The sequence below is a fragment of the Rhodococcus gordoniae genome (genome assembly GCF_001646655.1).
GTDB classification, from domain to species: domain Bacteria; phylum Actinomycetota; class Actinomycetes; order Mycobacteriales; family Mycobacteriaceae; genus Rhodococcus; species Rhodococcus gordoniae.
This window is the reverse complement of the sequence record NZ_LPZN01000010.1, coordinates 29,562-51,580: the sequence shown is the minus strand read 5'-3', so window position 1 is coordinate 51,580 and position 22,019 is coordinate 29,562. Positions and strand designations below refer to the sequence as shown.

Genomic DNA, 22,019 nt, shown 5'->3' with positions numbered 1-22,019 from the left:
CGGTGCCGCGGTCGGCGCATACGGGTCGGCTCCGGCGAGATAGAGACGCACGAACGCCCGCATGCCGCGGGAGGTGAGCACCGGAGCGTTCGCGAACTGCCGCTCCGACGGGAACTCCTCCTCCATCTCCGTCGCCGGATAGATCAGCACCTGGCCGACCGGCAGCGGACCGTCCGACCGCCCGGCCACATCGGCGACGACGGCGGCGAGATTGCCGCCGGCGCTGTCGCCCGCGACCACGACGCGGGACGGATCACCGTCGAACTCCGCAGCGTGCGCGACGACCCACCGGAACGCGGCCCAGCAGTCCAGTACCGCCGCGGGATACGGATGTTCGGGGGCGAGCCGGTAATCCACCGACACCACCACGCACGGGGTCCGCGCGGCCGTGTGACTCGCCCACCATTCGTTCTGCTCCGGATTGCCGAGCACCCACCCCCCACCGTGGAACAGCAGAACGACCGGCAGCGGGCCGCTCACACGTGCGGAGGGTCGATAGATCCTCAGACGGGTCCGGACCGGCGAGTCCTCGGCTTCGAGGTCGTCGATCGCGTCGTGCTCGAGATCGACCCACCTGTCCTCGATCCGCACGCCGGGATGCGGCCGGCCCGAGATCAACCGGCCGACCGGAGACGCCAGCAGTTTCGCGCGCGCAGCACGGCGTGCGGGAATCTCGTCGACGCGGGCGTCGGCGATGGACTTGCCGGTGAAGCGTTCGAGGAACGCGAACACCGTCGTGCGGAACGGCAGAGAGGCGGCCACGAGGACAGACTAGGCCCTCGTGGCGGTAGAGCCGGCCGACTCGGCCAGGCCCGGCGCTGCCGCGTAGTCGGTCAGACCCGGCGCTGCCGCGCGATGTCGGCGAGCACCACACCCGCGGCGACGGAGGCGTTGAGCGACTCGACGTCGCCGGCCATCGGGATCGACAGCACCGCGTCGCAGGTCTCGCGCACCAGGCGCGAGAGTCCCTTGCCTTCGGAACCCACGACCACGACCACGGGATCGGTGCCGTCGAAATCGTCGAGGTTGGTGTCGCCACCCGCATCGAGACCGACGACGCGGACACCCCGGGACTGCCAGTCCTTGAGAGTGCGCGTGAGGTTGGTGGCACGCGCGACGGGCAGCCGCGCTGCGGCTCCGGCACTCGTGCGCCACGCCACCGCGGTCACCGACGCCGAGCGGCGCTGCGGGATCACCACACCGTGCCCGCCGAAGGCCGCGACCGACCGGATCACGGCACCGAGATTGCGCGGATCGGAGATGTTGTCGAGGGCCACGAGCAGCGGCCGCTCGTGATTCTCCGCGGCGCGGGCGAGCAGGTCGTCGGGATGCGCGTAGCGGTACGGCGGCACCTGGAGACCGATGCCCTGATGCATCCCGTTGGCCGACAGGCGGTCGAGTTCGGAACGCGAGACCTCGAGGATCGAGATGCCCATCTCGGCCGAGCGTTGCACGGCTTCCTTGAGCCGCTCGTCGGACTCCGCGCCGAGGGCGACGTACAGAGCGGTCGCGGGGACACCGGCACGCAGGCACTCGACGACCGGGTTGCGGCCCAGCACCATCTCCGGGCCGTCCTCGGCCTTGCGACCTGCTGCGGGGCGACGACCGCCGCCGCGAGGATCTGCGGCCTTGGCCGCGGCCCGGGCACGCCGCGCGGCGGGGTGGTAGGGCCGGTCCTCGGCCTTCGGGGTGGCACCGCGCGCTTCGAGGCCGCGACGCCGCTGCCCGCCGGACCCGACGACCTGGCCCTTCTTCGTGCCGCCCTTACGAATAGCGCCGCGACGCTGGGAATTGCCTGCCATCACTGTCCTGCTTTCAGAGACCACTCGGGTCCGTTGGGCGTATCGGTCACTTCGACCCCCGCAGCTGCGAGACGATCCCGCACCTCGTCGGCCACCGCCCAGTTCTTCTCGACCCGGGCGGTCGTGCGGCGTTCGAGATCCGCGCCGACCAGGACGTCGAGGGCCGCGAGCGCGGCCGATCCGGAATCGTCGGTGGAGCCCCAGTGCTCGTCGAGCGGGTCGACACCGAGGATGCCGAGCATGCTCCGGATCTGCGACGCGATCTGCACGGCCGCGTCGAGATCACCGTTGTCGAGCGCCTTGTTGCCTTCGCTGCGCTTGCGGTGGATCTCGGCGAGCGCCTTGGGCACACCGAGGTCGTCGTCGAGTGCTTCGGCGAAGGCGTCCGTCCAGGCACCCACGGGTACCTCTCCGGCCCGGTCGCGGGTCTTGAGCACGAACGACTCGAGCCCCCGGTAGGCCGCCGCCGCTTCGGCGAGCGCGTCGTCGGAATACTCGAGCATCGAACGGTAGTGGGCGCTGCCGAGGTAGTACCGCAGTTCCTGCGGGCGGACCCGGGCGAGCACGTTGGGGATGGACAGCACGTTGCCGAGCGACTTCGACATCTTCTCGCCGCCCATCGTCACCCAGCCGTTGTGCAGCCAGTAGCGGGCGAAGCCGTCGCCTACGGCGCGGGACTGGGCCATCTCGTTCTCGTGGTGCGGGAAGACGAGGTCCATGCCTCCGCAGTGGATGTCGAAGGTGCCCCCGAGATAGAAGCCCGCCATCGCGGAGCACTCGAGATGCCAACCGGGACGACCGCGCCCCCACGGGGTGGGCCACGACGGCTCCCCGGGCTTCTCGGCCTTCCACAGCGTGAAGTCTCGCGGGTCGCGCTTGCCGAGTCCGGCGCTCTCACCCTGATGGACGTCCTCGATGCGGTGACCGGAAAGGGCTCCGTATTCCGGATAGCTCAGCACGTCGAAATAGACGTCGCCGTCGGCGGCGTAGGCGTGCCCGGCGTCGATGAGACGCTGGATGAGTTCGATCATCTGTGTGATGTGGCCGGTCGCGCGGGGTTCCACCGAGGGGGGAAGTACACCGAGCGCGTCGTAGGCGCGGTTGAAGGCCCGCTCGTAGGTCGAGGCCCATTCCCACCACGGCCGGCCCGCTTCTGCTGCCTTGCGAAGAATCTTGTCTTCGATATCTGTGACATTTCTCACAAACAAGACATCGAGGCCCTTGGCTCCGAGCCATCGGCGGAGCACGTCGAACGCAACGCCGCTGCGTACGTGCCCGACATGGGGTTCGCCTTGGACGGTGGCCCCACACAGGTACACCGAGGCCTGGCCGGGGGTCAGCGGTTCGAAATCCCGCACAGCCCGCGATTCGGTGTCGTATAAGCGCAAGGTCACGACCGTCGATCCTACCGCTCGTCCTGCTGCGCCAGGACCAGTGCGGTCGCAACCGCGGCCACACCTTCCCCCCGGCCGGTGAGGCCGAGTCCGTCCGTCGTGGTTGCCGACACGGAGACCGGACCGCCGAGCGCCGCGGACAGCACCGCCTGCGCCTCCTCGCGTCGCGGCCCGACCTTCGGGCGGTTCCCGATCACCTGAACGGCGGCGTTGCCCACCACCCAGCCGGCATCGCGACGCCGGAGGCACCGGCCATCTCGGGTCGCCCCGTACCGAAGACGGCTCCGAGGTCGCCGAGACCGGCGGCCGAGAGCACGGCATCGCACAGGGCGTGCGCGGCGACGTCACCGTCCGAGTGGCCCGCGCAGCCGTCGGCGTCCTCGAACAGCAGACCGGCCAACCGGCAGGGCCGACCGGGCTCCACGGGATGCACGTCCGTTCCGATACCGACACGCACGATGCTCACATCTCCTTCTCGGTGCGGACGCCGGACGCGAGCACGGCACGTGCCAGCACCAGGTCCAGCGGGGTGGTGATCTTGAAAGCGAGCGGATCGCCCGCGACGGTGGTGACGCGTTGGCCCGACCGCTCGACGAGTCCCGCGTCGTCCGTGGCGTCGGCAGCGTCGCGGTTCGCCCGCTCGAGCAGCGCGACGTCGAATCCCTGCGGGGTCTGTACCGCGCGGAGGGTCGAGCGGTCGGGGGTGCCGGTGACAGCGCCCTCGGCGTCCACACTCTTGACGGTGTCGACGACGGGCAGGACGGGGATCACCGCGTCGCTGCCCGCCCGCAGCGCGTCCACGACCCGGACGAACAGATCGGCCGGGGTGAGCGCACGCGCGGCATCGTGGACGAGGACGAACCGTGCTCCCGATGCCGCCGAGAGACCGGCACGCACCGAGTCGGCGCGTTCGGCACCACCCGCCACCACGCTCACCCGGTCGGCGAACGCCTCACCGACCAGCCGGGCCGCGGGCGTCGCGGCCAGTTCGGGTGGCGCGACGATCACGACACGATCGACCACCGCCGAGGCGAACATCGCCTCGACCGAGCGGTCGAGCATGGTGCGGCCGTCGAGTTCCACGAACGCCTTGGGCAGTGGTTCACCCAGGCGGACACCACGGCCGGCCGCCGGAAGGATTCCGACGACCGGCCCGTTGCGATCGTTCATGTGCAGTTTGCCGATGTCTCGCGCCGATCAGGAAGCGGCGGCGAGAACCTCGTCGAGCATGGTTTCCGCCTTGACGTCGTCGGTGCCTTCGGCGAGCGCGAGCTCACCGACGAGGATCTGACGAGCCTTGGCGAGCATCCGCTTCTCACCTGCGGACAGGCCGCGGTCCTGCTCCCGGCGCCACAGATCGCGCACCACTTCTGCGACCTTGTTGACATCACCGGAGGCCAGCTTCTCGAGGTTGGCCTTGTACCGCCGTGACCAGTTGGTGGGTTCTTCGGTGTGGGGTGCGCGCAGCACCTGGAAAACCTTGTCGAGGCCTTCCTGCCCGACGACGTCGCGAACTCCGACGTACTCCGCGTTCTCTGCAGGTACCCGGACCGTCAGGTCGCCCTGCGCGACTTTCAGAACCAGATATTCCTTCTGCTCACCCTTGATGGTGCGTGTTTCGATTGCTTCGATCAGCGCCGCACCGTGATGGGGGTATACGACGGTGTCTCCGACCTTGAAAATCATGTGTCCCGTGCCCCTTTCGATTCTCCCAGTTTAACACGTGACCACATCGCCCTCGCGTCAACGGTGCAGGTCAGGGGCATCGAGCGTTGAGCGCAGGGCTTGACAGGCAGTCTGTTCCGTGTATCGGGTGACGTCCGACACACCCTCCGATCGGCGCCGGTCGATATCGCCGCCCGGACGGGAATCCGCACGAGATCCGGCCCCGACGTACACAGCGCACACGGGAACTACTACTCTGCCTAGTGGATTGCGAGCCTTACTCGAGTGGAGGAACCCGTGACTGCTCTCAAAGCGCCGACTCGTCGAGTCGTGACCGCTCTCGCCCTTGCCGCGGGAGCGGCGCTCACGATGTCCGCGTGCAGCGCCGGTCAGATCACCCAGACCTCGACGCAGGTCGCGGCCATCAACGGTTCCAACGTGGACGCCGGCAGCCTCGCGCTGCGCAACGTGCACGTGATCTACCCGAACTCCGAGGAGTACAGCATCGAGGCCGGCGGCACCGCCCAGCTCGGCTTCACGATCGTCAACCTCGACCCGTACGTGGGCGACAACCTCACCGGTATCTCCACCGATTTCGCGGCTTCGGTCACAGGCACTCCCATCGAGGTCCCTCCGCAGTCCTCCGTGGTCGCCGGCGTCTCCGAGGCGAACGCCGCCCTCGTCGAGGAGGTCGACGAGTCGCCGCGTCCGAACAGCACCGAGGAGACCCCCTCCCCCGCTCCGGCCGGCGTCGTCAACAGCGTCGAGCTCGTGAACCTCTCCGAGGGTGTCCGTCCGGGCCTGACGATCCCCGTCACCTTCACCTTCGCCGAGGCCGGCGACGTGACCCTGTCCGTGCCGGTCGACGCCGGACCGGAGCTTCCCCGCGACGAGTCGGAACTCTCGCCGATCGTGGGCGAAGCACACTAGGAATTCCTTACGAGAGGGCCCGGTCGAGCACAGCTCGGCCGGGCCCTTCCGTATCCGCCCGATGTCGGTCCGACCGTCTATTCTCCGGCCGTGGCAAAGACCAAGACCCTCTACCGCTGTTCCGACTGCTCGCACACCGTCGCGAAGTGGGTCGGACGCTGCCCCGAATGCGGCACGTGGGGGTCGATGGACGAAGCACCCGTCCAGCCCGTCGCGGTCGCCGCACGAGCCGGCACCTCGCTCGCCCGCGCCGGTGCCGCCGCCGTGTTGCCGAGCACTCCGGCCACTCCCCTGTCACAGATCGACGGCAAGGCGACGCACGCGAAATCCACGGGTATCCCGGAGCTCGACCGCGTCCTCGGCGGCGGCGTCGTCCCCGGTTCCGTCGTCCTCCTCGCCGGCGAACCCGGCGTCGGCAAGTCCACGTTGCTCCTCGAGGTGGTACACCGGTGGGCGCTGCGCGGCGAGTCCGATCGGGCTCTCTACGTCACCGGCGAGGAATCGGCCGGTCAGGTGCGGTTGCGCGCCGACCGCACCGGTGCCGTGCACGACCGGGTCTATCTCGCCGCCGAGAACGACCTCGCGACGATCTTCGGGCACGTCGAGCAGGTCGGGCCCACGCTGCTCGTGGTCGACTCCGTACAGACGATGCTCGCCGCCGACGTCGACGGCGTCACCGGCGGTGTCACACAGGTGCGCGCGGTCACCAGCGCCTTGACCTCCCTCGCGAAGTCCAGCGGCATCCCGGTGCTGCTCATCGGTCACGTCACCAAGGACGGCGCGGTGGCCGGTCCGCGTTCCCTCGAGCACCTCGTCGACGTGGTGCTGCACTTCGAGGGCGACAAGCACTCCACGCTGCGCATGGTGCGCGGGGTGAAGAACCGCTTCGGGGCCGCCGACGAAGTGGGGTGCTTCGAACTCGCCGAGGACGGGATCGTCGGCGTGAGCGACCCGTCCGGATTGTTCCTGCAGCACCGCGACGAGGCCGTGCCCGGCACGGCGGTCACGGTGACGATGGACGGCAAGCGCCCCCTCCTCGGTGAGGTCCAGGCTCTCGTGGTGCCCACCCACAATCCGTCTCCGCGACGTGCCGTGAGCGGCCTCGACTCCGCGCGGGTCGCGATGGTGCTCGCGGTGCTCGAGCGTCGCTGCGGTCTCGGCCGCCTCGGCAACTGCGATGTCTACGCCTCCACCGTCGGTGGCATGCGGATCACCGATCCGTCCGCCGACCTCGCGCTCGCGCTCGCCGTCGCCTCGGCCGTGCGCGACCAGCCCGTACCCGCCGGCACCGTGCTGCTCGGCGAAGTCGGTCTCGCCGGCGAGGTCCGTCGTGTCGCAGGCGCGGGCCGTCGTCTCGCGGAGGCGAACCGGCTCGGCTTCGACCGCGGAGTCGTTCCGCGCGATGTCGAAGGTGTACCGAAGGGCATGAAGAAGTTCGAGGTGTCGAACGTGGCGCAGGCGCTGTCGACGCTCACGCGCTGACTCGCGTTTCCGCTGCCGTGTCGGCGACCGGTGCGAACATGTGTTCGTGTCCGACGCGACGGTGCTGCACGCCGACCTCGACGCGTTCTACGCGTCGGTGGAGCAGCGCGACGATCCGTGGCTTCGCGGCAAACCGATCGTCGTCGGCGGGGGCGTCGTGCTCGCGGCAAGCTACGAGGCCAAGGCCCACGGCATCGTCACCGCGATGTCCGGCCGGGCCGCTCGCGCGCTGTGTCCGGGAGTGATCTCGGTGCCTCCCCGCATGGAGGCCTATGCGCAGGCCTCCCGCGACGTGTTCGCGATCTTCGACCGCACGACGCCCCTCGTGGAGGGAATCTCGATCGACGAGGCGTTCCTCGACGTCTCCGGCCTGGGGCGCATCGCGGGCAGCCCCGTCGACATCGCCGCGCGCCTGCGCCGCACGGTCGCCGAGGAGGTGGGCCTGCCGATCACCGTCGGTGTCGCACGCACCAAGTTCCTCGCGAAGGTCGCGAGCGGAGTGGCCAAACCCGACGGCCTGCTCCTCGTCCCTCCGCATGCCGAACCGGAGTTCCTCCACCCGTTGCCGGTGGAGCGGTTGTGGGGCGTCGGCAAGGTCACCGCGGCGAAGCTGCACGCGCACGGACTGAGGACCGTGGCCGACGTCGCCTCCCGTTCCGAGTCCGATCTGGTTTCGCTGCTCGGACGCGCGGCGGGTCGCCACCTGCACGCCCTCGCGATCGGTCACGATCCGCGTCCGGTCCGTCACCGGCGGCGCAGTTCGATGGGCGCGCAGCACGCGCTGGGTCGCGGACCGCACAGCATGGAGTCGGTGGAGGAGACGCTGCAGTTGCTCGTCGACCGGGTATGCCGGCGGATGCGCCGATCCGGACGTCTCGGGCGCACGGTCGTCCTACGGATGCGGTTCGCCGACTACACCCGCGCGACGCGCTCTCACACCCTTCCCGGGGCCACCGCCCGCACCGACATCCTGTCGGCCACAGCACGCGACCTGCTCGACCGGACCCGGCCGCTCATCGCCGAGCGCGGTCTCACCCTGATCGGTATCGCGGTGACGAATCTCGCCGGCGAGGGCGTCGAACAGCTCGAGCTATTGTTCGACGAGCCGATCGACGCGGAGACCGGTACCGGCGATGCGCGGACCCATCGTGCCGTCGACCGGCACGCGCTCGATGCCGTCCTCGACGACCTGCACTCTCGCTACGGTGCCGGCGCGGTCACCTCGGCCACTCTGCTCGGGCGCGATCACCGTCCCGGGGTTCCGTTGCTTCCCGACGGCCCCGGCGAACCGGCCTCCTAGACCGCCGAGATGTCGTGCTCGCTCTGCGGGATGCCGTCGGCGTAGTCACGCCCCTTCGCGAAATGCTCGTGACCGACGACGACGAACAGCCCGACCGACGACGCCACCACGACATCCGGGTCGGCCAGCGGTCCGTCGACGATGCGTGCCTCCGCGCTGGTGTAGACCTTGCGCCGCACCGTGCCGTCGACGCGGGCACGGAACTCGAGGACCGAACCCAACGGGATCGGGCGGGCGAAATCCGTCTCGAAATGCCCGGTGACGACGGCGGTCCGCAGGGCGGCGTTGCACGCCATTCCCTGCACCTCGTCGAAGGCCGTCATCAGGATGCCGCCGTGGATGAACCCCGGTCCGCCCTGATAACGCGTGGCGACGTCGAGCCGGCCGAGCACGTCGAGGCCCTCACCGAGCGTGAAGTCCATCGCGAGACCCGACGGCTGGTCGTCGCCGCAACCGAAGCATTTACTCCAGTGCTGCGGTACGGAGACCCCAGGGCCGGGATGATCTTCCGGTAACTCGGGAACGACGAGGTCGTCGGGCAAAGTCCAGGTGCTGCGCATAAGCAAGTAATGTAGTTGCGCGGTCGGGAGCGCCGATCCGGGAGTCCGCGCAGTGTGACGACGACGACCGCAGACCGCACACGGAAGGGATGTCCAGATGACCGAGTCGGCGCCGGCCTCGACGCTGAGCGACACCATCGCTCGCCTGGCGCCCGGCACTGCGCTACGCGACGGTCTCGAACGGATCCTCCGTGGTCGGACGGGCGGACTGATCGTCCTCGGTTTCGACGAGAAGGTCGCCGAGCTGTGCGACGGCGGATTCGAGCTCGACGTCGAATTCGCCCCCACCCGGCTGCGGGAATTGTCGAAGATGGACGGGGCGGTGGTCGTGTCCACCGACGGCTCGCGCATCGTGCGCGCCAACGTCCAGCTCGTGCCCGATCCGAGTATCCCCACCGTGGAGTCCGGCACCCGGCATCGCGCCGCCGAACGCACCGCGATCCAGACCGGCTATCCGGTGGTCTCGGTCAGCCAGTCGATGAGCATCGTCAGCGTGTACGTCGACGGTCGTCGCCACGTCATCAACGACTCCGCGACCATCCTGTCCCGGGCCAACCAGGCCGTCGCGACACTCGAGCGCTACAAGGCCCGCCTCGACGAGGTGACCCGGCAGTTGTCCGTGGTCGAGATCGAGGACATCGTCACGCTGCGCGACGCGCTCACCGTGGCCCAACGACTCGAAATGATGCACCGTCTGTCCGTGGAGATCGAGCAGGACGTGCTCGAACTCGGTACCGACGGTCGCCAGCTGGCCCTCCAACTCGAAGAACTCGTCGGCGACAACCAGCTCGCCCGTCAGCTCATCGTGCGCGACTACCTGGCCGGCGATCATGTTCCTTCTCCGCAGGAGGTCGATCAGGCGCTCGAGCGTCTCGCGCGCCTGACCGACGTCGACCTGCTCGATCTGACGACCCTTGCCCGCGCCTTCGGATATTCGGGCACCATCGAGGCCCTCGACACCTCGATGAGTCCTCGCGGTTATCGCGTGCTCCATCGGGTGCCGCGCCTGCAGACCGGGCAGATCAACCGCCTCGTGGGGGCATTCGGCACCCTGCAGGGGCTGCTCGCCGCCACCGCTGCCGATCTCCAGGCGGTCGACGGTGTCGGCGCCCTCTGGGCCCGGTACATCCGGGAAGGACTGTCGCGGCTGGCCGAAGCCGCCATCAACCACTACGACTGAACGGCACTCGTCTGCTCAGGGCGTGATGTTGAACGGTTCGGGCGCGCTACGCAGGCCGCCGAGCTGCCCCACCACGGTGTAGGCACCGGGACCGACCGGTTCGCGCGGTGCCGTACAGCCGGGTTCGGAGGTCGTCGCCGACCACTTGACGGAATAGGCCGCCTGGTCGCCCGGGGCGAGCGACCGGATGTCGGCGGTCGATTCGGGGAAGCAGTCGGTGTTCGCCCAGAGCCGCTCGTTACCGTCGAGGCTGTAGACGAGCACCTGCTGCAGACCGGCACCGAGGTCGCGTTCGCACTGCGAGGTCCCGATGTTGGTGATGACGATCGTGAAGTCGGGCTCGGAGCCGACCCGGTAGTTCGGCTCGTCGGCCGTCACCCGCACGGCGAGCGACTGATCGGAGCACTGCCCCGACGGAACCGGTGCGGCGGAGGTGGTCGTGGACGAATCACGCTCGCCCGTGTTCGCCGCGGCCGAACTCTCGGGGCCGCGCGAGCCGGACGAACCCGATCCTCCACCACTTCGCGTGGTGCTCGCGGACGCCGCCTCGGCGGACGCGTCGGCCGCCGTGGTCGTGGCGGAGGTCGTCACTTCCGCCGCCACGGGCTCGGGATTCGGATCGGGATCGTCGCCGCCGGTCAACGCCACTACGAGCCAGATGACCAGGGCCAGCACGACCACCGAGACACCGATCGCGAGAACACGTCGTCGCCAGTAGATCTCGGGGGGCAGAGGACCGGTCGGTTCAAGCACGCCCCCCACGGTATGTGCCGTGGGGGGCGCTCGGCTACACCACCGTCGGCGTGTCGCTGTGACCTGCGGTCACATCGCTGCCGCCGGCGGGTCCGCGCCGTCTCAGTTGTCGGAGACCTCGCCGATGTCGCCGATATGTCCCCGCAGGCTCACGCGACCGTCGTCGAGCTTGTAGGTGACGCCGACGATGGCGCAGCGGCCGTCCTCGACGCGCTCGGCGATGATCCGCGAACGATCCGTGAGCAACTTGCCCGTCTCGACGACGTGCCGGCCTTCGAGTTCGTCGACGCTGTCCAGGCCCTCGGCCCGGCCCATGAGGATCGACGGGGCGACGCGCTCGACGAGGCTGCGGATGTGGCCGCCGGGGACCGTGCCCTTGTCGAGAGCATCGATGGTCGCTGCGACGGCACCGCAGCTGTCGTGCCCGAGGATGACGATGAGCGGAACGTTCAGGATGTCGACGGCGTACTCGATGGAACCGAGCACGGAGCTGTCGATGACGTGGCCCGCGGTGCGGACCACGAACATGTCACCGAGTCCCTGGTCGAAGATGATCTCTGCTGCTACGCGGGAGTCTCCGCAACCGAACAGCACGGCGGTGGGATGCTGACCGTTGACGAGTTCGGCGCGACGGTCGATCCCCTGGCTCGGGTGCAGCGGGGTGCCACTGACGAAGCGATGATTACCCTCGGTCAGGGCTTTCCAGGCTGAGATGGGATTGGAATTCGGCATGCGTACATTATTCACCTGCGCGCATGTCCGATTTCGTCCGACATCTCCGTTGCGGATCCCCACCCCCACCTTGTGATCGGAGGAGACCCGAGATGTCCGTGGATGCATCGTCGTTGCTGCGCTGGTATGCCGCCGGGGCCCGCGACCTTCCGTGGCGCCGCGACGGGGTGACGGGCTGGCAGATCCTCATGTCCGAGGTGATGCTGCAACAGACGCCGGTGGCCCGGGTGGCACCGATCTGGGAGGAGTGGGTGCGACGCTGGCCCGTGCCGTCGTCGATGGCCGCCTCGAGCCAGGCGGAGGTCCTGCGGGCGTGGGGCACACTCGGCTATCCGCGCCGCGCGCTGCGTCTGCACGAGTGCGCCGGCGTGCTCGCCGCCGAACACGACGATCGGGTTCCCGAGGACGTCGATGTCCTGCTGAGCCTGCCCGGCGTCGGCGCCTACACCGCGCGGGCGGTGGCATGCTTCGCGTACGGGCAGCGTGTGCCGGTGGTGGACACGAACGTGCGGCGTGTCGTCGCCCGGGCCGTCCACGGTCGGGCAGAGCCGGGGAACCCGTCGACCACACGGGATCTCGCCGACGTCGAGGTGCTCCTCCCGAGTCAGCGTGCTCGTGCGGCGACCTTCTCCGCGGCGCTGATGGAACTCGGCGCGACCGTGTGCACCGCCCGCACCCCCGACTGCGGGCGCTGCCCGCTGCCCGACTGCGCCTGGGTGCAGGCCGGGCGACCCGCGCACGACGGGCCGCCCAGGAAGGCGCAGAAGTTCGCCGGCACGGATCGGCAGGTGCGCGGCCGGTTGATGGCGGTGCTGCGCGAGAGCAGCGTCCCGGTGGAGCGTCCCGTCCTCGACAGCGTGTGGACCTCGGATCCGGGTCAGCGCGACCGCGCCCTGCATTCGTTGCTGGTGGACGGTCTCGTCGAGCAGACCGACGACGGCCGGTTCGCGCTCGCCGGCGAGGGGTCGGTGTCCTAGAGTCGACTGCCCGACAGCGACTGCGTCGTCAGGAAGCGCTCCACGGCGGCACGGAACTCGCCGGGCCGGTCGTCGTGCACGAGGTGCCCCGCGCCCTCGACGAGGACGTACTCGGTGCCGGGGCGCGTCGCCATCTGCCGCATCTGCCCCTCCGGGGTGATGGTGAACTCGCCCTCGAGCAGCAGCGCGGGCACCCGGATCGAGTTCCACTCGTCCCAGAAGTGCCGCGACCCCCATTCCTCCGAGATGTCGCGGAAGGTCGCGACGTCGCCGTGCAGATACCAGCCGTCCTCGCGCCGGACGAACGAATCGAGGAAATAACGCCCCGCGACGGGACCGAAACGGTCGAGCACCGCCTCCTCCGTGGGGAACGGTTGCGGCCACTGTTCGACCATCGCCGCCCAGTTCGCGGCGGTGCGGCCCCGGAAGTCGGGGGCCATGTCCTCGAGCACCAGCGCGGTCACACGTTCGGGACGAGCAGCGGCGAAGCACCACGCGTGCAGGGCGCCCATCGAGTGCCCGATCACGACGAGCGGTTCGGTGATCCCGTGCAGATGGGCGTCGAGATCGGCGACGAATGCCTCGGTGGTGAGGTCGTCGGGAGCGGAGCGCCCGTGGCCGGCAGCGTCGAAGGTGTGGACGTGCCCGTGTTCGCGCAGCCACGGCACGTGGCGACGCCACGTCCGCGCGCTGCCCATCAGGCCGTGCAACAGCAGGATGGGTCGTCCGGTTCCGCCCTCGTCGTGCAACACAATCGACCAAGTTAGCGGAGTAGGCTCTCGCGCATGGCAGTCGTGAAGATCAACGCAATCGAGGTTCCCGAAGGCGCAGGCCCCGAACTGGAGAAGCGGTTCGCCAATCGCGCGCACACCGTCGACAACTCCCCCGGATTCCTGGGTTTCCAGCTGCTCCGCCCCACCGCCGGCGAGAACCGGTACTTCGTCGTGACGCAGTGGGAGACCGAAGAGGACTTCGCTGCGTGGCGGGACGGCGGCGCACGTGCCGCTCACGCCGGTGAGGCGAGGAACCCCGTCGCGAGCGGCGCGTCGCTGCTCGAGTTCGAGGTCGTCCTCGACGTCAAGAAGTCCTGAGATGTCCGCGTCCGGCGAGTTCGGGCGCGAGCTCACCTATCCGGAGGTGGGGGCGAGCCTGCGGGCCTTCCGAGGTGAGGCGCCGCTTCCCTCCGGTTATCGGCATCTGAGAGTCGAGAGCGAACCGGGCAGCGGCGACACCGTGTTCGAGGTCGCTGCTGCCCGGTTGCTCTCATGGGACATGCACCGCGGCGCCGGAATTCATGTGCCGGCGGACACCCCCGCCGCAGCAGCCGGACTCGACGTGCGGCTCGGGTTCGGCCTCGGACCGGTACGGGCGACCGCGCCGTGCCGTGTGATCGAAGTGTTCGACACGGGCCGGCAACGAGGCTTCACCTACGGCACGCTCGACGGGCACCCGGAGAGCGGCGAGGAGACCTTCGTCGTCGAGCGCACCGCCGACGGACGGGTCAGGGGCACGGTGATCGCCTTCTCCCGCCCCGCCCGCTGGTACACCCGCCTGGCCGGGCCGGTCGGGCACATGCTCCAGCGGCGCATCGCGCGCCGTTATCTCGCGGCACTCACAGCGTGACCGTCACATCGTCGACGGCCTTGCGCAGGAACTGACGGAAGACGTCCACCGGCTGCGCACCCGACACCGCGACGGCGCGGTTGGCCACGAAGAACGGCACCCCTTGCACGCCGATCCGTCGCGCGTCGAAGAGATCGGCGGTCACGGCGTCGGCCGCGGCCTCACCGGCGGGATCGTCGCCGTCGAGGGCCGCGCGCGTCGACTCCGGATCGAGCCCGACCTCGGTGGCGACCTTCACGAGGACATCCACATCGTCGACCACCTCGCCGTCGACGAAATGCGCACGGAACAACGCCTCGAGGACCTCGTCACGCTTGTCGCCGGCCAGATGCGCGAGCCGGTGCGCATCGAAGGTGTTGGCAGCGACGACGTTGTCGAAGTCGATCTCGAGTCCCACGTCGGCAGCGGTGTCCGAGACTTGGGCGAACATCTGCCGGACCTGCTCGGCAGGCATCCCCTTCATCGCGACGAGCGCCTCGACCTCGGGGACCCGTCGCCCGACCGGTGTGTCGGGCGAGAGCTGGTACGACCTCCAGGTGATCTCGATCCGGTCGCGGTCGTCGAACGACTCGAGCGCCTCCGCGAAGCGCCGCTTGCCGATATAACACCAGGGGCAGGCGATGTCGGACCAGATCTCGATATGGGCGGAGGGAAGAAGTACCTCGGGCATGCTCATATCCGGGTACAACCCGGCCCTGACATGCTCTGTTCCCGGGCCGGGCCGACCGTGCTCCGTTCCTCCGCCCCGTCAGCCTTCGAGAGCAGCGTCGAGGGAGATGTCGACGCCTGTGAGTGCCTTGCTCACAGGGCACCCGGCCTTGGCGCCCTCTGCGGCCTTGGCGAAGCCGTCGGCGTCGAGGCCGTCGACCTCGCCCCGCACCTTCAGCGTGATCCCGGTGAGCCGGAACCCGCCTGCCGGGTCCGGTCCCAGTGAGACGTCGGCGGTGACCTCGAGGCTCTGCGGTGTGCCGCCCGCTTCCGCGATCAGCGCGGACAACTGCATCGCGTAGCACGACGAGTGCGCAGCGGCGATGAGTTCCTCGGGGCTGGTGGTGCCGTCCGCGTTCTCGGCCGAGCGTTTCGGGAAGGACACGTCGAACGTGCCGCGGCCCGAACTGGTGAGTTCCACCTGTCCGGAGCCCTTCTGCAGATCTCCGTTCCACGCGGTCCGTGCGGTACGTGTGGGCATGACTTCTCCTTCTTCGTGTGGGGCAGCACTCCGGAAACCACACTTGCAGAATCGCCGGGACGGCGAGGGTCGTTCGCGACAGAGCGTTCCCGATGTCCGGATCAGGCCGATCGCCAGACGAGGGCCGCCCTCCTTCAGGATCGGCTTCGGGTCGTCGTGGTTGTGCCACACTCGACGATGTGTCCGAGCCCGAAGCCGCCCGCGCATATCGTGGCGTCGCCCCGGCCGATCGACGCGCCGAACGCCGCACACGCCTCCGGAAGGCAGTGATCGACGTGGTCGCCGACGAAGGATGGTCGGCGGCGACGGTACGGAAGGTCGCGGCCACCGCCGGAGTCGGTCCGCGCTTCTTCTACGAGAGCTTCACCGACATGAACGACCTCGCCACCACCGCCTACGACGAACTCGGTGCCGCCCTCCTCGAAGGTGCCGTCGACGCGATCGCGTCGGCCCCCGACGACCTGCACGCCAAGGCACGCGCCGCGGTCGGGGCGATCGTCGGTGCCGTCGAACTCGATCCCCAGCAGGGCCGTTTCCTCATTTCGGACGCGCCCCCGCTCGCCGAACGGAAGAGTGCGTTCATCCGCGCTGCCGCCGACGAACTCGTCGAGCAGAGCGACGCGGTGGGAACGCGCCTCGGCTCCCGTCGAGCCGAACTGTGCGCGGTGGTCGTCGTGGCCGGCGCCGTCGAACTCGTTCGCGAATGGCTCGACGGTGGCCTCGACATCCGGCCCGACGAACTCACCGAGATCGTCGCCGGCACCCTGTCGACACTCGCCGCGCACATGCCGGCCATCGGCAGATGAGCCGGCCGGGCAGATCGTCCGGAAAGAAGATCTCTGCTCAGCCCTGCACCGCGGCAGACAACCCCGTCAGAGCCTGGTCGATGTGGGCGGGCCACTCCCGGGGGTCGACCCGGTGCACGCCCGACTCCCCCGCGAACGCACTCGAGATCACCACATCGGGTTCCGTCGTCGCCAGCAGGCGCAGACTGTCGGCGAGCGCACGGGCGTCGCTCATCCCCTCGATGTAACCGGCCTGCCACTTCCCCGAAGCACCGCAGTACAGCGTGTCGCCGGTGAACAGGTAGCGGGTCCCGTCCGCGCCGGGCACCACATAGCAGATGCTGCCCACCGTGTGCCCGGGCGTCGGGACGATCTCCAACCCGTTGTCGTCCACGTGACGTTCCGTCAGCGGGACGTCGATGCGGGCGTGCCGGCCGACCACGTCGGCCTCCGCCGCCGCCGCGTGGAGTCTCGACCCGAAGCGCTCGGCGATCCTGCCCAGCATCGGGCCGGCCTCGTCCTGGTGGGACAGGTACTGGTCGGTGATCCCGCCGAGGCGGTCCAGTGCGTCGAAATCGGCCTCACCGGCAACCGAGTAGAAGAGCACGTTGTTCTTCCCGGTCCACAGATAGGCGTGCGTCCTCAACCCTGGGAAGGGGTTGTCCTCCTGCGTCTCCCACAGATCGGGCAGTATTTGCCGCATCGCGATACCTCCTGGTCGTCGTCCGTTCACCACCCCACCGTGCAACCTCGAGCCGACTGGAGGTCAAGTGCGTCGGACGACGAGAGGGGCGACACCCTCTCGGGTGCCGCCCCTCTCGGTACAGCAGGTGCCTGCATTCACAGGCTGCAACACGTGCCTGCATTCACAGGCGTCGAGCGGTTATCCGGCTTCGGACTCACCCTCGCTGGACTTCGCCAGCGCGACCGCCGGGGTGTCCGGGACCTCGGCCGGCTTCTCGCTCGGCGTGAACGTGAACTTCGCGTTCTCGCCCGCACCCTCGCCGTCCCAGCCCTCGACGTCGACGAGGACGATCTGGCCTGCGCCGATCTCGCCGAACAGGATCTTCTCGGAGAGCTGATCCTCGATCTCGCGCTGGATCGTGCGACGCAGCGGACGTGCGCCGAGCACCGGGTCGAAACCGCGCTTGGCGAGCAACGACTTCGCCTTCTCGGTGAGCTCGATACCCATGTCCTTGTTCTTCAGCTGCGTCTCCACACGTCCGACCATGAGGTCGACCATCTGGATGATCTGCTCCTGCGTGAGCTGGTGGAAGACGATAATGTCGTCGATACGGTTGAGGAACTCGGGCCGGAAGTGCTTCTTCAGCTCGTCGTGGACCTTGTTCTTCATCCGCTCGTAGTTCGACGCCTCGCCCGTTCCGGCGGAGAAGCCGAGCCCGACGGCCTTCGAGATGTCGGCGGTGCCGAGGTTCGACGTGAAGATCAGCACGGTGTTCTTGAAGTCGACCGTGCGTCCCTGACCGTCGGTGAGGCGACCGTCCTCGAGGACCTGCAGGAGGGTGTTGTAGATCTCCTGGTGGGCCTTCTCGATCTCGTCGAACAGAACCACGGAGAACGGCTTGCGGCGCACCTTCTCGGTGAGCTGGCCGCCCTCCTCGTATCCGACGTAGCCGGGAGGAGCACCGAACAGACGCGATGCGGTGAAGCGGTCGTGGAACTCGCCCATGTCGATCTGGATGAGGGCGTCGTCCTCACCGAACAGGAAGTTCGCGAGCGCCTTGGACAGCTCCGTCTTACCCACACCGGACGGACCGGCGAAGATGAACGAACCGGACGGACGCTTCGGGTCCTTCAGGCCGGCACGTGTACGACGGATCGCCTTGGCGACGGCCTTGACGGCGTCCTCCTGGCCGATGATCCGCTTGTGCAGCTCGTCCTCCATGCGGAGCAGACGCGTGGTCTCCTCCTCGGTGAGCTTGAACACCGGGATACCGGTCCAGTTGGCGAGGACCTCGGCGATCTGCTCCTCGTCGACCTCGGCGATGACGTCGAGATCGCCCGCACGCCACTGCTTCTCGCGCTCGGCACGCTGCGCGACGAGCTGCTTCTCCTTGTCGCGCAGGCTCGCGGCCTTCTCGAAGTCCTGCGCGTCGATCGCCGATTCCTTCTCGCGACGGGCATCGGCGATCTTGTCGTCGAACTCGCGCAGGTCCGGCGGCGCGGTCATGCGGCGGATGCGCATGCGGGCACCGGCCTCGTCGATGAGGTCGATCGCCTTGTCGGGCAGGAAGCGGTCGTTGATGTAGCGGTCGGCGAGAGTGGCCGACGCGACGAGCGCCTTGTCGGTGATCGAGACACGGTGATGCGCCTCGTAGCGATCGCGCAGACCCTTGAGGATCTCGATGGTGTGCTCCACCGTCGGCTCCCCGACCTGCACCGGCTGGAAGCGGCGCTCGAGAGCGGCGTCCTTCTCGATGTACTTGCGGTACTCGTCGAGGGTCGTCGCACCGATGGTCTGCAACTCACCGCGGGCGAGCTTCGGCTTGAGGATCGATGCGGCGTCGATCGCACCCTCGGCGGCACCCGCACCGACCAGCGTGTGCAGCTCGTCGATGAACAGGATGATGTCGCCGCGGCTGTTGATCTCCTTGAGGACCTTCTTCAGGCGTTCCTCGAAGTCGCCGCGGTAACGGCTGCCGGCGACGAGCGAACCCAGGTCGAGCGTGTAGAGCTGCTTGTCCTTGAGGGTCTCGGGGACCTCACCGTTGACGATGGCCTGCGCGAGACCCTCGACGACGGCGGTCTTACCGACACCCGGCTCGCCGATGAGCACCGGGTTGTTCTTCGTACGACGCGACAGCACCTGCATGACGCGCTCGATTTCCTTCGCCCGGCCGATGACCGGATCGAGCTTGCCCTCGAGAGCTGCCTGCGTGAGATTGCGGCCGAACTGATCCAGGACGAGCGAGGTGGACGGAGTGCCGGTCTCGCCACGGCTCGTGCCGGATTCTGCGGGCTCCTTGCCCTGGTAGCCGGACAGCAGCTGGATGACCTGCTGACGCACCCGGTTGAGATCGGCGCCGAGCTTGACGAGCACCTGCGCCGCCACACCCTCACCCTCGCGGATGAGGCCGAGCAGGATGTGCTCCGTGCCGATGTAGTTGTGTCCGAGCTGGAGCGCTTCGCGCAGGCTCAGCTCGAGGACCTTCTTGGCACGAGGAGTGAAGGGAATGTGCCCCGAGGGCGCCTGCTGCCCCTGGCCGATGATCTCTTCGACCTGGCTGCGAACACCTTCGAGGGAGATACCCAACGACTCGAGCGACTTCGCCGCCACACCCTCACCTTCGTGGATGAGGCCGAGGAGGATGTGCTCCGTGCCGATGTAGTTGTGGTTGAGCATCCTGGCCTCTTCCTGAGCCAGGACAACGACGCGCCGCGCGCGATCGGTGAACCTTTCGAACATCGCACTCCCTCACACTCTCCGGCCGCCGGTCCGGTACGCCGATCGTCCCGCACCCTGCTGCCGCTCTTAGCTCCGGCACTCGAGTCGTTCGTCGGAACCGTTTCGAGGTTCCAAGCTCCCACTCCACACTCTAGTGGTCGTGGTATCGACTCGCTTTCCCTCTACCCTTCGGAAGGCGGCGAGAAAACCCGGTTTCAGAAGTCAACGCTGCACGTGGCGGATACGTTTCCGCAAGCTGTACGCCACAAGCGAACAGCGGCAGTGGGGGATCAACGGGCGAAGAATCGCTCGATCCTGCGTCCGAGGCTCCCCGAGGCACGTTCGGGATCGGCCAGAGCACTTTCGGCGAGGACACTGTCCTCGTCCGACACCGTACCCGGTTCGAACGGCCGCAGCGAACGTCCCGGCCCCCGCAACCGTTCGATGGTGGAGATGAGCGATCCACCCTCCTCCGTGGCCTCGGCGATCACCTTCGGGTCGACGTTCAGATGCTCCGCCACCAGGATGTTGCGCAGCTCGACGGCGGCGCGGCCGACCGCGTCCCCGGGTTCGGCGGACTCGATCGCCAGGTCGCATTCGGTGTCGAATCCCATCGAACGGTTGTTCAGATTCGACGACCCGATCCGCAGCAGCCTCTCGTCCATCACGACGACCTTCGCGTGGACGTAGATCGGCTCCCCGCCGGCCGTGACGGGATAGTAGGCGGCGAAGCGGCCGTGCACGTCGGCCTCCCACAGCATGTGCAGCAGGGCACGGCGGGCACCGTCCATCGCCTTGCGTTCGAGCCAGCCCTCGGCGTTGCGCGGGATCACCGCCACGATCTCGGGCCCGTCCGGTTCCTGCAGTCGCTCCGCGAGCGCGTCCGCGATCCTGCGCGAGGCCAGATACTGACTCTCGAGGTAGAGGGTGTGCCGGGTCTTCTCGATCACCGACAGGTACAGCGATTCGATCTCGTGGACGCCTTCCTTCCCGCCGTAGGTGGGCAGCGTGCGGGCGATGCCCACGTCGACGCCCCGCAGGGTCGGTTCGAGGTCGTCGGGCCAGATCGGTTCCGGGTCCGGCACCGGATCGAGTTCCTCCCCCGTGGCCGCCTTCCACCGGGCGCGGGCCTGGTCGCCGAGAGCCCGTGCGGCCCCACCGTCGACGGCGGTGGTCACGTCGTGCCAGGGCCCGTAACGTTTTCCGCTCGGCTCCCGCCGGTATTTGCTGCGGTCCGGGTGATCAGGGGTGTCCCAGCGGTCGACGGTCATATCGATACCACCGCAGAAAGCGATACTGTCGTCGACCACGAGAATTTTCTGATGATGGGCGGCGCCCACGGGATGCGCTCCGTCTATTTCGAAGTGCAACCGCGGGTCGGTGAGCCAGTCGAGCACGAACACCGGAGTCATTCCCCGCGCCAGGGCGCTGAACGCGCCGATGTTCCACTTGAGCAGATAAATATCGAGATCGGGCCGCCGTTCGGGGAGCCATTCGAGGAATTCACCGAGTTTGTTCGGTCCCTCGAGAGTCGGACCGTCCGGTTCGAACTTGATTCGGGTGTCGAAATCCCATCCGATCAGCATGATGCGCTTTTTCGCTCCGAGCATCGCCGACTTGGCGTGACGGAAATAGTCGGCTGCGTCGACGATACAGGTCAGCCTCTCCGCTCGCGCGATTCGCCAGCAGGTGGAACCCTGTTCGAGCACGGTCTCGGCCATGAGCGGATGCTACTCCCCGACCGTATCGTCCCAGCGGGCTCCATGGGGAATCGGTGTGGCGGAGGCCACTGAGCCACAAGCGAACCCACCTTCCAGACGACTGTGGGGCGCCGTCCACGGATGGACGACGCCCCACGGACGACGATGTCGTCAGTGTGCCTTGTTGTACGCCTCGACGATCTCCGCCGAGATACGGCCACGCGCGGAGACCGGCAGATCGTTGTTCCGTGCCCATTCCCGGATCGCAGCCGTCTGCTCGCGACCCGCACTTCCGGATGCGCTCTTGCGTGCGGCCGGAGCAGCACCGACCGCAACTTTGCTCCGCTTGCGGCCGCCGACCTTACGAGCGTGTTCGATCCAGAATTCCAACTGCTCGCGCAACCGTGCCGCATTGTCCTCGGAAAGGTCGATCTCGTACGTCACTCCGTCGAGTCCGAACTCAACCGATTCGTCCGCCGCCGATTCCTGATCCACATCGTCGATCAGGGTGACAGTGACTTTCTTCGCCATGTGGTGTAAA

23 protein-coding genes and 1 pseudogene are annotated in these 22,019 nt (G+C 68.3%); 8 read left to right on the top strand and 16 right to left on the bottom strand.

Translation table 11 applies throughout. From position 1 onward, the window contains the following. From A8G18_RS06080 to carD, 6 genes and pseudogenes are all read right to left on the bottom strand, one after another. Positions 1-762, bottom strand: a 762-nt coding sequence (locus A8G18_RS06080; RefSeq protein WP_064063143.1) for an alpha/beta hydrolase, incomplete at its 3' end; no start/stop codon positions are given. 71 nt (positions 763-833) lie between these two features. Further along, positions 834-1,802: a 23S rRNA (guanosine(2251)-2'-O)-methyltransferase RlmB gene (rlmB, locus tag A8G18_RS06075; RefSeq protein ID WP_064063142.1), complete on the bottom strand. Its 969-nt coding sequence runs from the start codon at positions 1,800-1,802 to the stop codon at positions 834-836. After that, positions 1,802-3,196, bottom strand: a complete 1,395-nt coding sequence (gene cysS, locus A8G18_RS06070; protein ID WP_064063141.1) for a cysteine--tRNA ligase — start codon at positions 3,194-3,196, stop codon at positions 1,802-1,804. Before cysS ends, rlmB begins: the two co-directional genes overlap by 1 nt. 11 nt (positions 3,197-3,207) lie before the next feature. After that, positions 3,208-3,662: pseudogene (ispF, locus tag A8G18_RS06065) on the bottom strand (2-C-methyl-D-erythritol 2,4-cyclodiphosphate synthase). Continuing rightward, entirely contained in the window at positions 3,659-4,366 is a 708-nt protein-coding gene (ispD, locus tag A8G18_RS06060; RefSeq protein ID WP_064063140.1) for a 2-C-methyl-D-erythritol 4-phosphate cytidylyltransferase, read from the bottom strand. Before ispD ends, ispF begins: the two are co-directional and overlap by 4 nt. Before the next feature lie 27 nt (positions 4,367-4,393). After that, positions 4,394-4,882 carry an RNA polymerase-binding transcription factor CarD gene (gene carD, locus A8G18_RS06055; RefSeq protein ID WP_006550486.1) on the bottom strand — a complete coding sequence of 163 codons (489 nt, stop codon included), beginning with the start codon at positions 4,880-4,882 and terminating at the stop codon, positions 4,394-4,396. A gap of 276 nt (positions 4,883-5,158) precedes the next feature. On the opposite strand from carD, the gene A8G18_RS06050 reads away from it, so the two are divergent. From A8G18_RS06050 to dinB, 3 genes are all read left to right on the top strand, one after another. Next, positions 5,159-5,791 (top strand): copper chaperone PCu(A)C domain-containing protein, encoded by a 633-nt coding sequence (locus A8G18_RS06050; RefSeq protein WP_064063139.1) that lies wholly within the window; start codon positions 5,159-5,161, stop codon positions 5,789-5,791. A 90-nt stretch (positions 5,792-5,881) separates the two neighbouring features. After that, positions 5,882-7,273 carry a DNA repair protein RadA gene (gene radA, locus A8G18_RS06045; RefSeq protein WP_016934082.1) on the top strand — a complete coding sequence of 464 codons (1,392 nt, stop codon included), beginning with the start codon at positions 5,882-5,884 and terminating at the stop codon, positions 7,271-7,273. A 40-nt stretch (positions 7,274-7,313) separates the two neighbouring features. Further along, positions 7,314-8,573, top strand: coding sequence for a DNA polymerase IV (gene dinB, locus A8G18_RS06040; protein WP_064063138.1), 1,260 nt, complete (start codon positions 7,314-7,316; stop codon positions 8,571-8,573). Here dinB and A8G18_RS06035 read toward each other — a convergent pair. After that, positions 8,570-9,133: a PaaI family thioesterase gene (locus A8G18_RS06035; protein ID WP_064063137.1), complete on the bottom strand. Its 564-nt coding sequence runs from the start codon at positions 9,131-9,133 to the stop codon at positions 8,570-8,572. The two genes, dinB and A8G18_RS06035, sit on opposite strands and share 4 nt — an antisense overlap. 97 nt (positions 9,134-9,230) lie before the next feature. Between A8G18_RS06035 and disA the strand changes: the two genes are divergently transcribed. After that, entirely contained in the window at positions 9,231-10,313 is a 1,083-nt protein-coding gene (disA, locus tag A8G18_RS06030; RefSeq protein WP_064063136.1) for a DNA integrity scanning diadenylate cyclase DisA, read from the top strand. Positions 10,314-10,328: 15 nt separating this feature from the next. Here the strand turns inward: disA and A8G18_RS06025 are convergent, their stop codons facing one another. Together A8G18_RS06025 and A8G18_RS06020 are read right to left on the bottom strand one after the other, a co-directional pair. Further along, positions 10,329-11,066, bottom strand: a complete 738-nt coding sequence (locus A8G18_RS06025; protein ID WP_064063135.1) for a hypothetical protein — start codon at positions 11,064-11,066, stop codon at positions 10,329-10,331. Between the two features lie 102 nt (positions 11,067-11,168). Next, positions 11,169-11,798 (bottom strand): carbonic anhydrase, encoded by a 630-nt coding sequence (locus A8G18_RS06020; RefSeq protein ID WP_016931943.1) that lies wholly within the window; start codon positions 11,796-11,798, stop codon positions 11,169-11,171. A 92-nt stretch (positions 11,799-11,890) separates the two neighbouring features. Here A8G18_RS06020 and A8G18_RS06015 point away from each other — a divergent pair, with 92 nt between their 5' ends. Then, positions 11,891-12,775 (top strand): HhH-GPD family protein, encoded by an 885-nt coding sequence (locus A8G18_RS06015; RefSeq protein WP_064063134.1) that lies wholly within the window; start codon positions 11,891-11,893, stop codon positions 12,773-12,775. On the opposite strand, the gene A8G18_RS06010 is transcribed toward A8G18_RS06015, so the two are convergent. Beyond that, the gene (locus tag A8G18_RS06010) at positions 12,772-13,527 is read right to left on the bottom strand and encodes an alpha/beta fold hydrolase (protein WP_064063133.1); all 756 of its coding nucleotides are present in this window, start codon (positions 13,525-13,527) and stop codon (positions 12,772-12,774) included. The two genes, A8G18_RS06015 and A8G18_RS06010, sit on opposite strands and share 4 nt — an antisense overlap. A gap of 33 nt (positions 13,528-13,560) precedes the next feature. Between A8G18_RS06010 and A8G18_RS06005 the strand changes: the two genes are divergently transcribed. Together A8G18_RS06005 and A8G18_RS06000 are read left to right on the top strand one after the other, a co-directional pair. Next, positions 13,561-13,866 carry an antibiotic biosynthesis monooxygenase family protein gene (locus A8G18_RS06005; protein ID WP_064063132.1) on the top strand — a complete coding sequence of 102 codons (306 nt, stop codon included), beginning with the start codon at positions 13,561-13,563 and terminating at the stop codon, positions 13,864-13,866. Position 13,867: 1 nt separating this feature from the next. Next, positions 13,868-14,398 carry a DUF1990 domain-containing protein gene (locus A8G18_RS06000; RefSeq protein WP_064063131.1) on the top strand — a complete coding sequence of 177 codons (531 nt, stop codon included), beginning with the start codon at positions 13,868-13,870 and terminating at the stop codon, positions 14,396-14,398. Here A8G18_RS06000 and A8G18_RS05995 read toward each other — a convergent pair. Beyond that, positions 14,388-15,074 carry a DsbA family oxidoreductase gene (locus tag A8G18_RS05995; RefSeq protein ID WP_064063130.1) on the bottom strand — a complete coding sequence of 229 codons (687 nt, stop codon included), beginning with the start codon at positions 15,072-15,074 and terminating at the stop codon, positions 14,388-14,390. The genes A8G18_RS06000 and A8G18_RS05995 overlap by 11 nt on opposite strands. 72 nt (positions 15,075-15,146) lie before the next feature. After that, a complete protein-coding gene (locus tag A8G18_RS05990; protein ID WP_026002799.1) occupies positions 15,147-15,587 on the bottom strand; it encodes an OsmC family peroxiredoxin in 441 nt (146 codons plus the stop codon). A gap of 179 nt (positions 15,588-15,766) precedes the next feature. Here A8G18_RS05990 and A8G18_RS05985 point away from each other — a divergent pair, with 179 nt between their 5' ends. Continuing rightward, on the top strand, positions 15,767-16,393 hold the full coding sequence (locus tag A8G18_RS05985) for a TetR/AcrR family transcriptional regulator (RefSeq protein WP_064063129.1): 627 nt from the start codon (positions 15,767-15,769) through the stop codon (positions 16,391-16,393). A gap of 37 nt (positions 16,394-16,430) precedes the next feature. Here the strand turns inward: A8G18_RS05985 and A8G18_RS05980 are convergent, their stop codons facing one another. From A8G18_RS05980 to A8G18_RS05965, 4 genes are all read right to left on the bottom strand, one after another. Beyond that, positions 16,431-17,075 carry an MBL fold metallo-hydrolase gene (locus A8G18_RS05980; protein WP_064063128.1) on the bottom strand — a complete coding sequence of 215 codons (645 nt, stop codon included), beginning with the start codon at positions 17,073-17,075 and terminating at the stop codon, positions 16,431-16,433. A gap of 180 nt (positions 17,076-17,255) precedes the next feature. Then, positions 17,256-19,799 (bottom strand): ATP-dependent Clp protease ATP-binding subunit, encoded by a 2,544-nt coding sequence (locus tag A8G18_RS05975; RefSeq protein WP_016931934.1) that lies wholly within the window; start codon positions 19,797-19,799, stop codon positions 17,256-17,258. A 269-nt stretch (positions 19,800-20,068) separates the two neighbouring features. After that, positions 20,069-21,499: a phospholipase D-like domain-containing protein gene (locus A8G18_RS05970; RefSeq protein WP_064063127.1), complete on the bottom strand. Its 1,431-nt coding sequence runs from the start codon at positions 21,497-21,499 to the stop codon at positions 20,069-20,071. Positions 21,500-21,649: 150 nt separating this feature from the next. Next, the gene (locus A8G18_RS05965; RefSeq protein WP_016931932.1) at positions 21,650-22,009 is read right to left on the bottom strand and encodes a histone-like nucleoid-structuring protein Lsr2; all 360 of its coding nucleotides are present in this window, start codon (positions 22,007-22,009) and stop codon (positions 21,650-21,652) included. Positions 22,010-22,019: the final 10 nt, after the last annotated feature.

What these genes read in the sequence shown, in the direction of transcription:
- A8G18_RS05980 (WP_064063128.1), bottom strand. Translation starts at nt 17,075, where the DNA reads ATGCGGCAAATACTGCCCGATCTGTGGGAGACGCAGGAGGACAACCCC.
- disA (WP_064063136.1), top strand. Translation starts at nt 9,231, where the DNA reads ATGACCGAGTCGGCGCCGGCCTCGACGCTGAGCGACACCATCGCTCGC.
- ispD (WP_064063140.1), bottom strand. Translation starts at nt 4,366, where the DNA reads ATGAACGATCGCAACGGGCCGGTCGTCGGAATCCTTCCGGCGGCCGGC.
- A8G18_RS05990 (WP_026002799.1), bottom strand. Translation starts at nt 15,587, where the DNA reads ATGCCCACACGTACCGCACGGACCGCGTGGAACGGAGATCTGCAGAAG.
- A8G18_RS06020 (WP_016931943.1), bottom strand. Translation starts at nt 11,798, where the DNA reads ATGCCGAATTCCAATCCCATCTCAGCCTGGAAAGCCCTGACCGAGGGT.
- rlmB (WP_064063142.1), bottom strand. Translation starts at nt 1,802, where the DNA reads ATGGCAGGCAATTCCCAGCGTCGCGGCGCTATTCGTAAGGGCGGCACG.
- A8G18_RS05970 (WP_064063127.1), bottom strand. Translation starts at nt 21,499, where the DNA reads ATGGCCGAGACCGTGCTCGAACAGGGTTCCACCTGCTGGCGAATCGCG.
- A8G18_RS06035 (WP_064063137.1), bottom strand. Translation starts at nt 9,133, where the DNA reads ATGCGCAGCACCTGGACTTTGCCCGACGACCTCGTCGTTCCCGAGTTA.
- A8G18_RS06015 (WP_064063134.1), top strand. Translation starts at nt 11,891, where the DNA reads ATGTCCGTGGATGCATCGTCGTTGCTGCGCTGGTATGCCGCCGGGGCC.
- A8G18_RS06005 (WP_064063132.1), top strand. Translation starts at nt 13,561, where the DNA reads ATGGCAGTCGTGAAGATCAACGCAATCGAGGTTCCCGAAGGCGCAGGC.
- A8G18_RS05975 (WP_016931934.1), bottom strand. Translation starts at nt 19,799, where the DNA reads ATGTTCGAAAGGTTCACCGATCGCGCGCGGCGCGTCGTTGTCCTGGCT.
- A8G18_RS06000 (WP_064063131.1), top strand. Translation starts at nt 13,868, where the DNA reads ATGTCCGCGTCCGGCGAGTTCGGGCGCGAGCTCACCTATCCGGAGGTG.
- carD (WP_006550486.1), bottom strand. Translation starts at nt 4,882, where the DNA reads ATGATTTTCAAGGTCGGAGACACCGTCGTATACCCCCATCACGGTGCG.
- A8G18_RS05965 (WP_016931932.1), bottom strand. Translation starts at nt 22,009, where the DNA reads ATGGCGAAGAAAGTCACTGTCACCCTGATCGACGATGTGGATCAGGAA.
- A8G18_RS05995 (WP_064063130.1), bottom strand. Translation starts at nt 15,074, where the DNA reads ATGAGCATGCCCGAGGTACTTCTTCCCTCCGCCCATATCGAGATCTGG.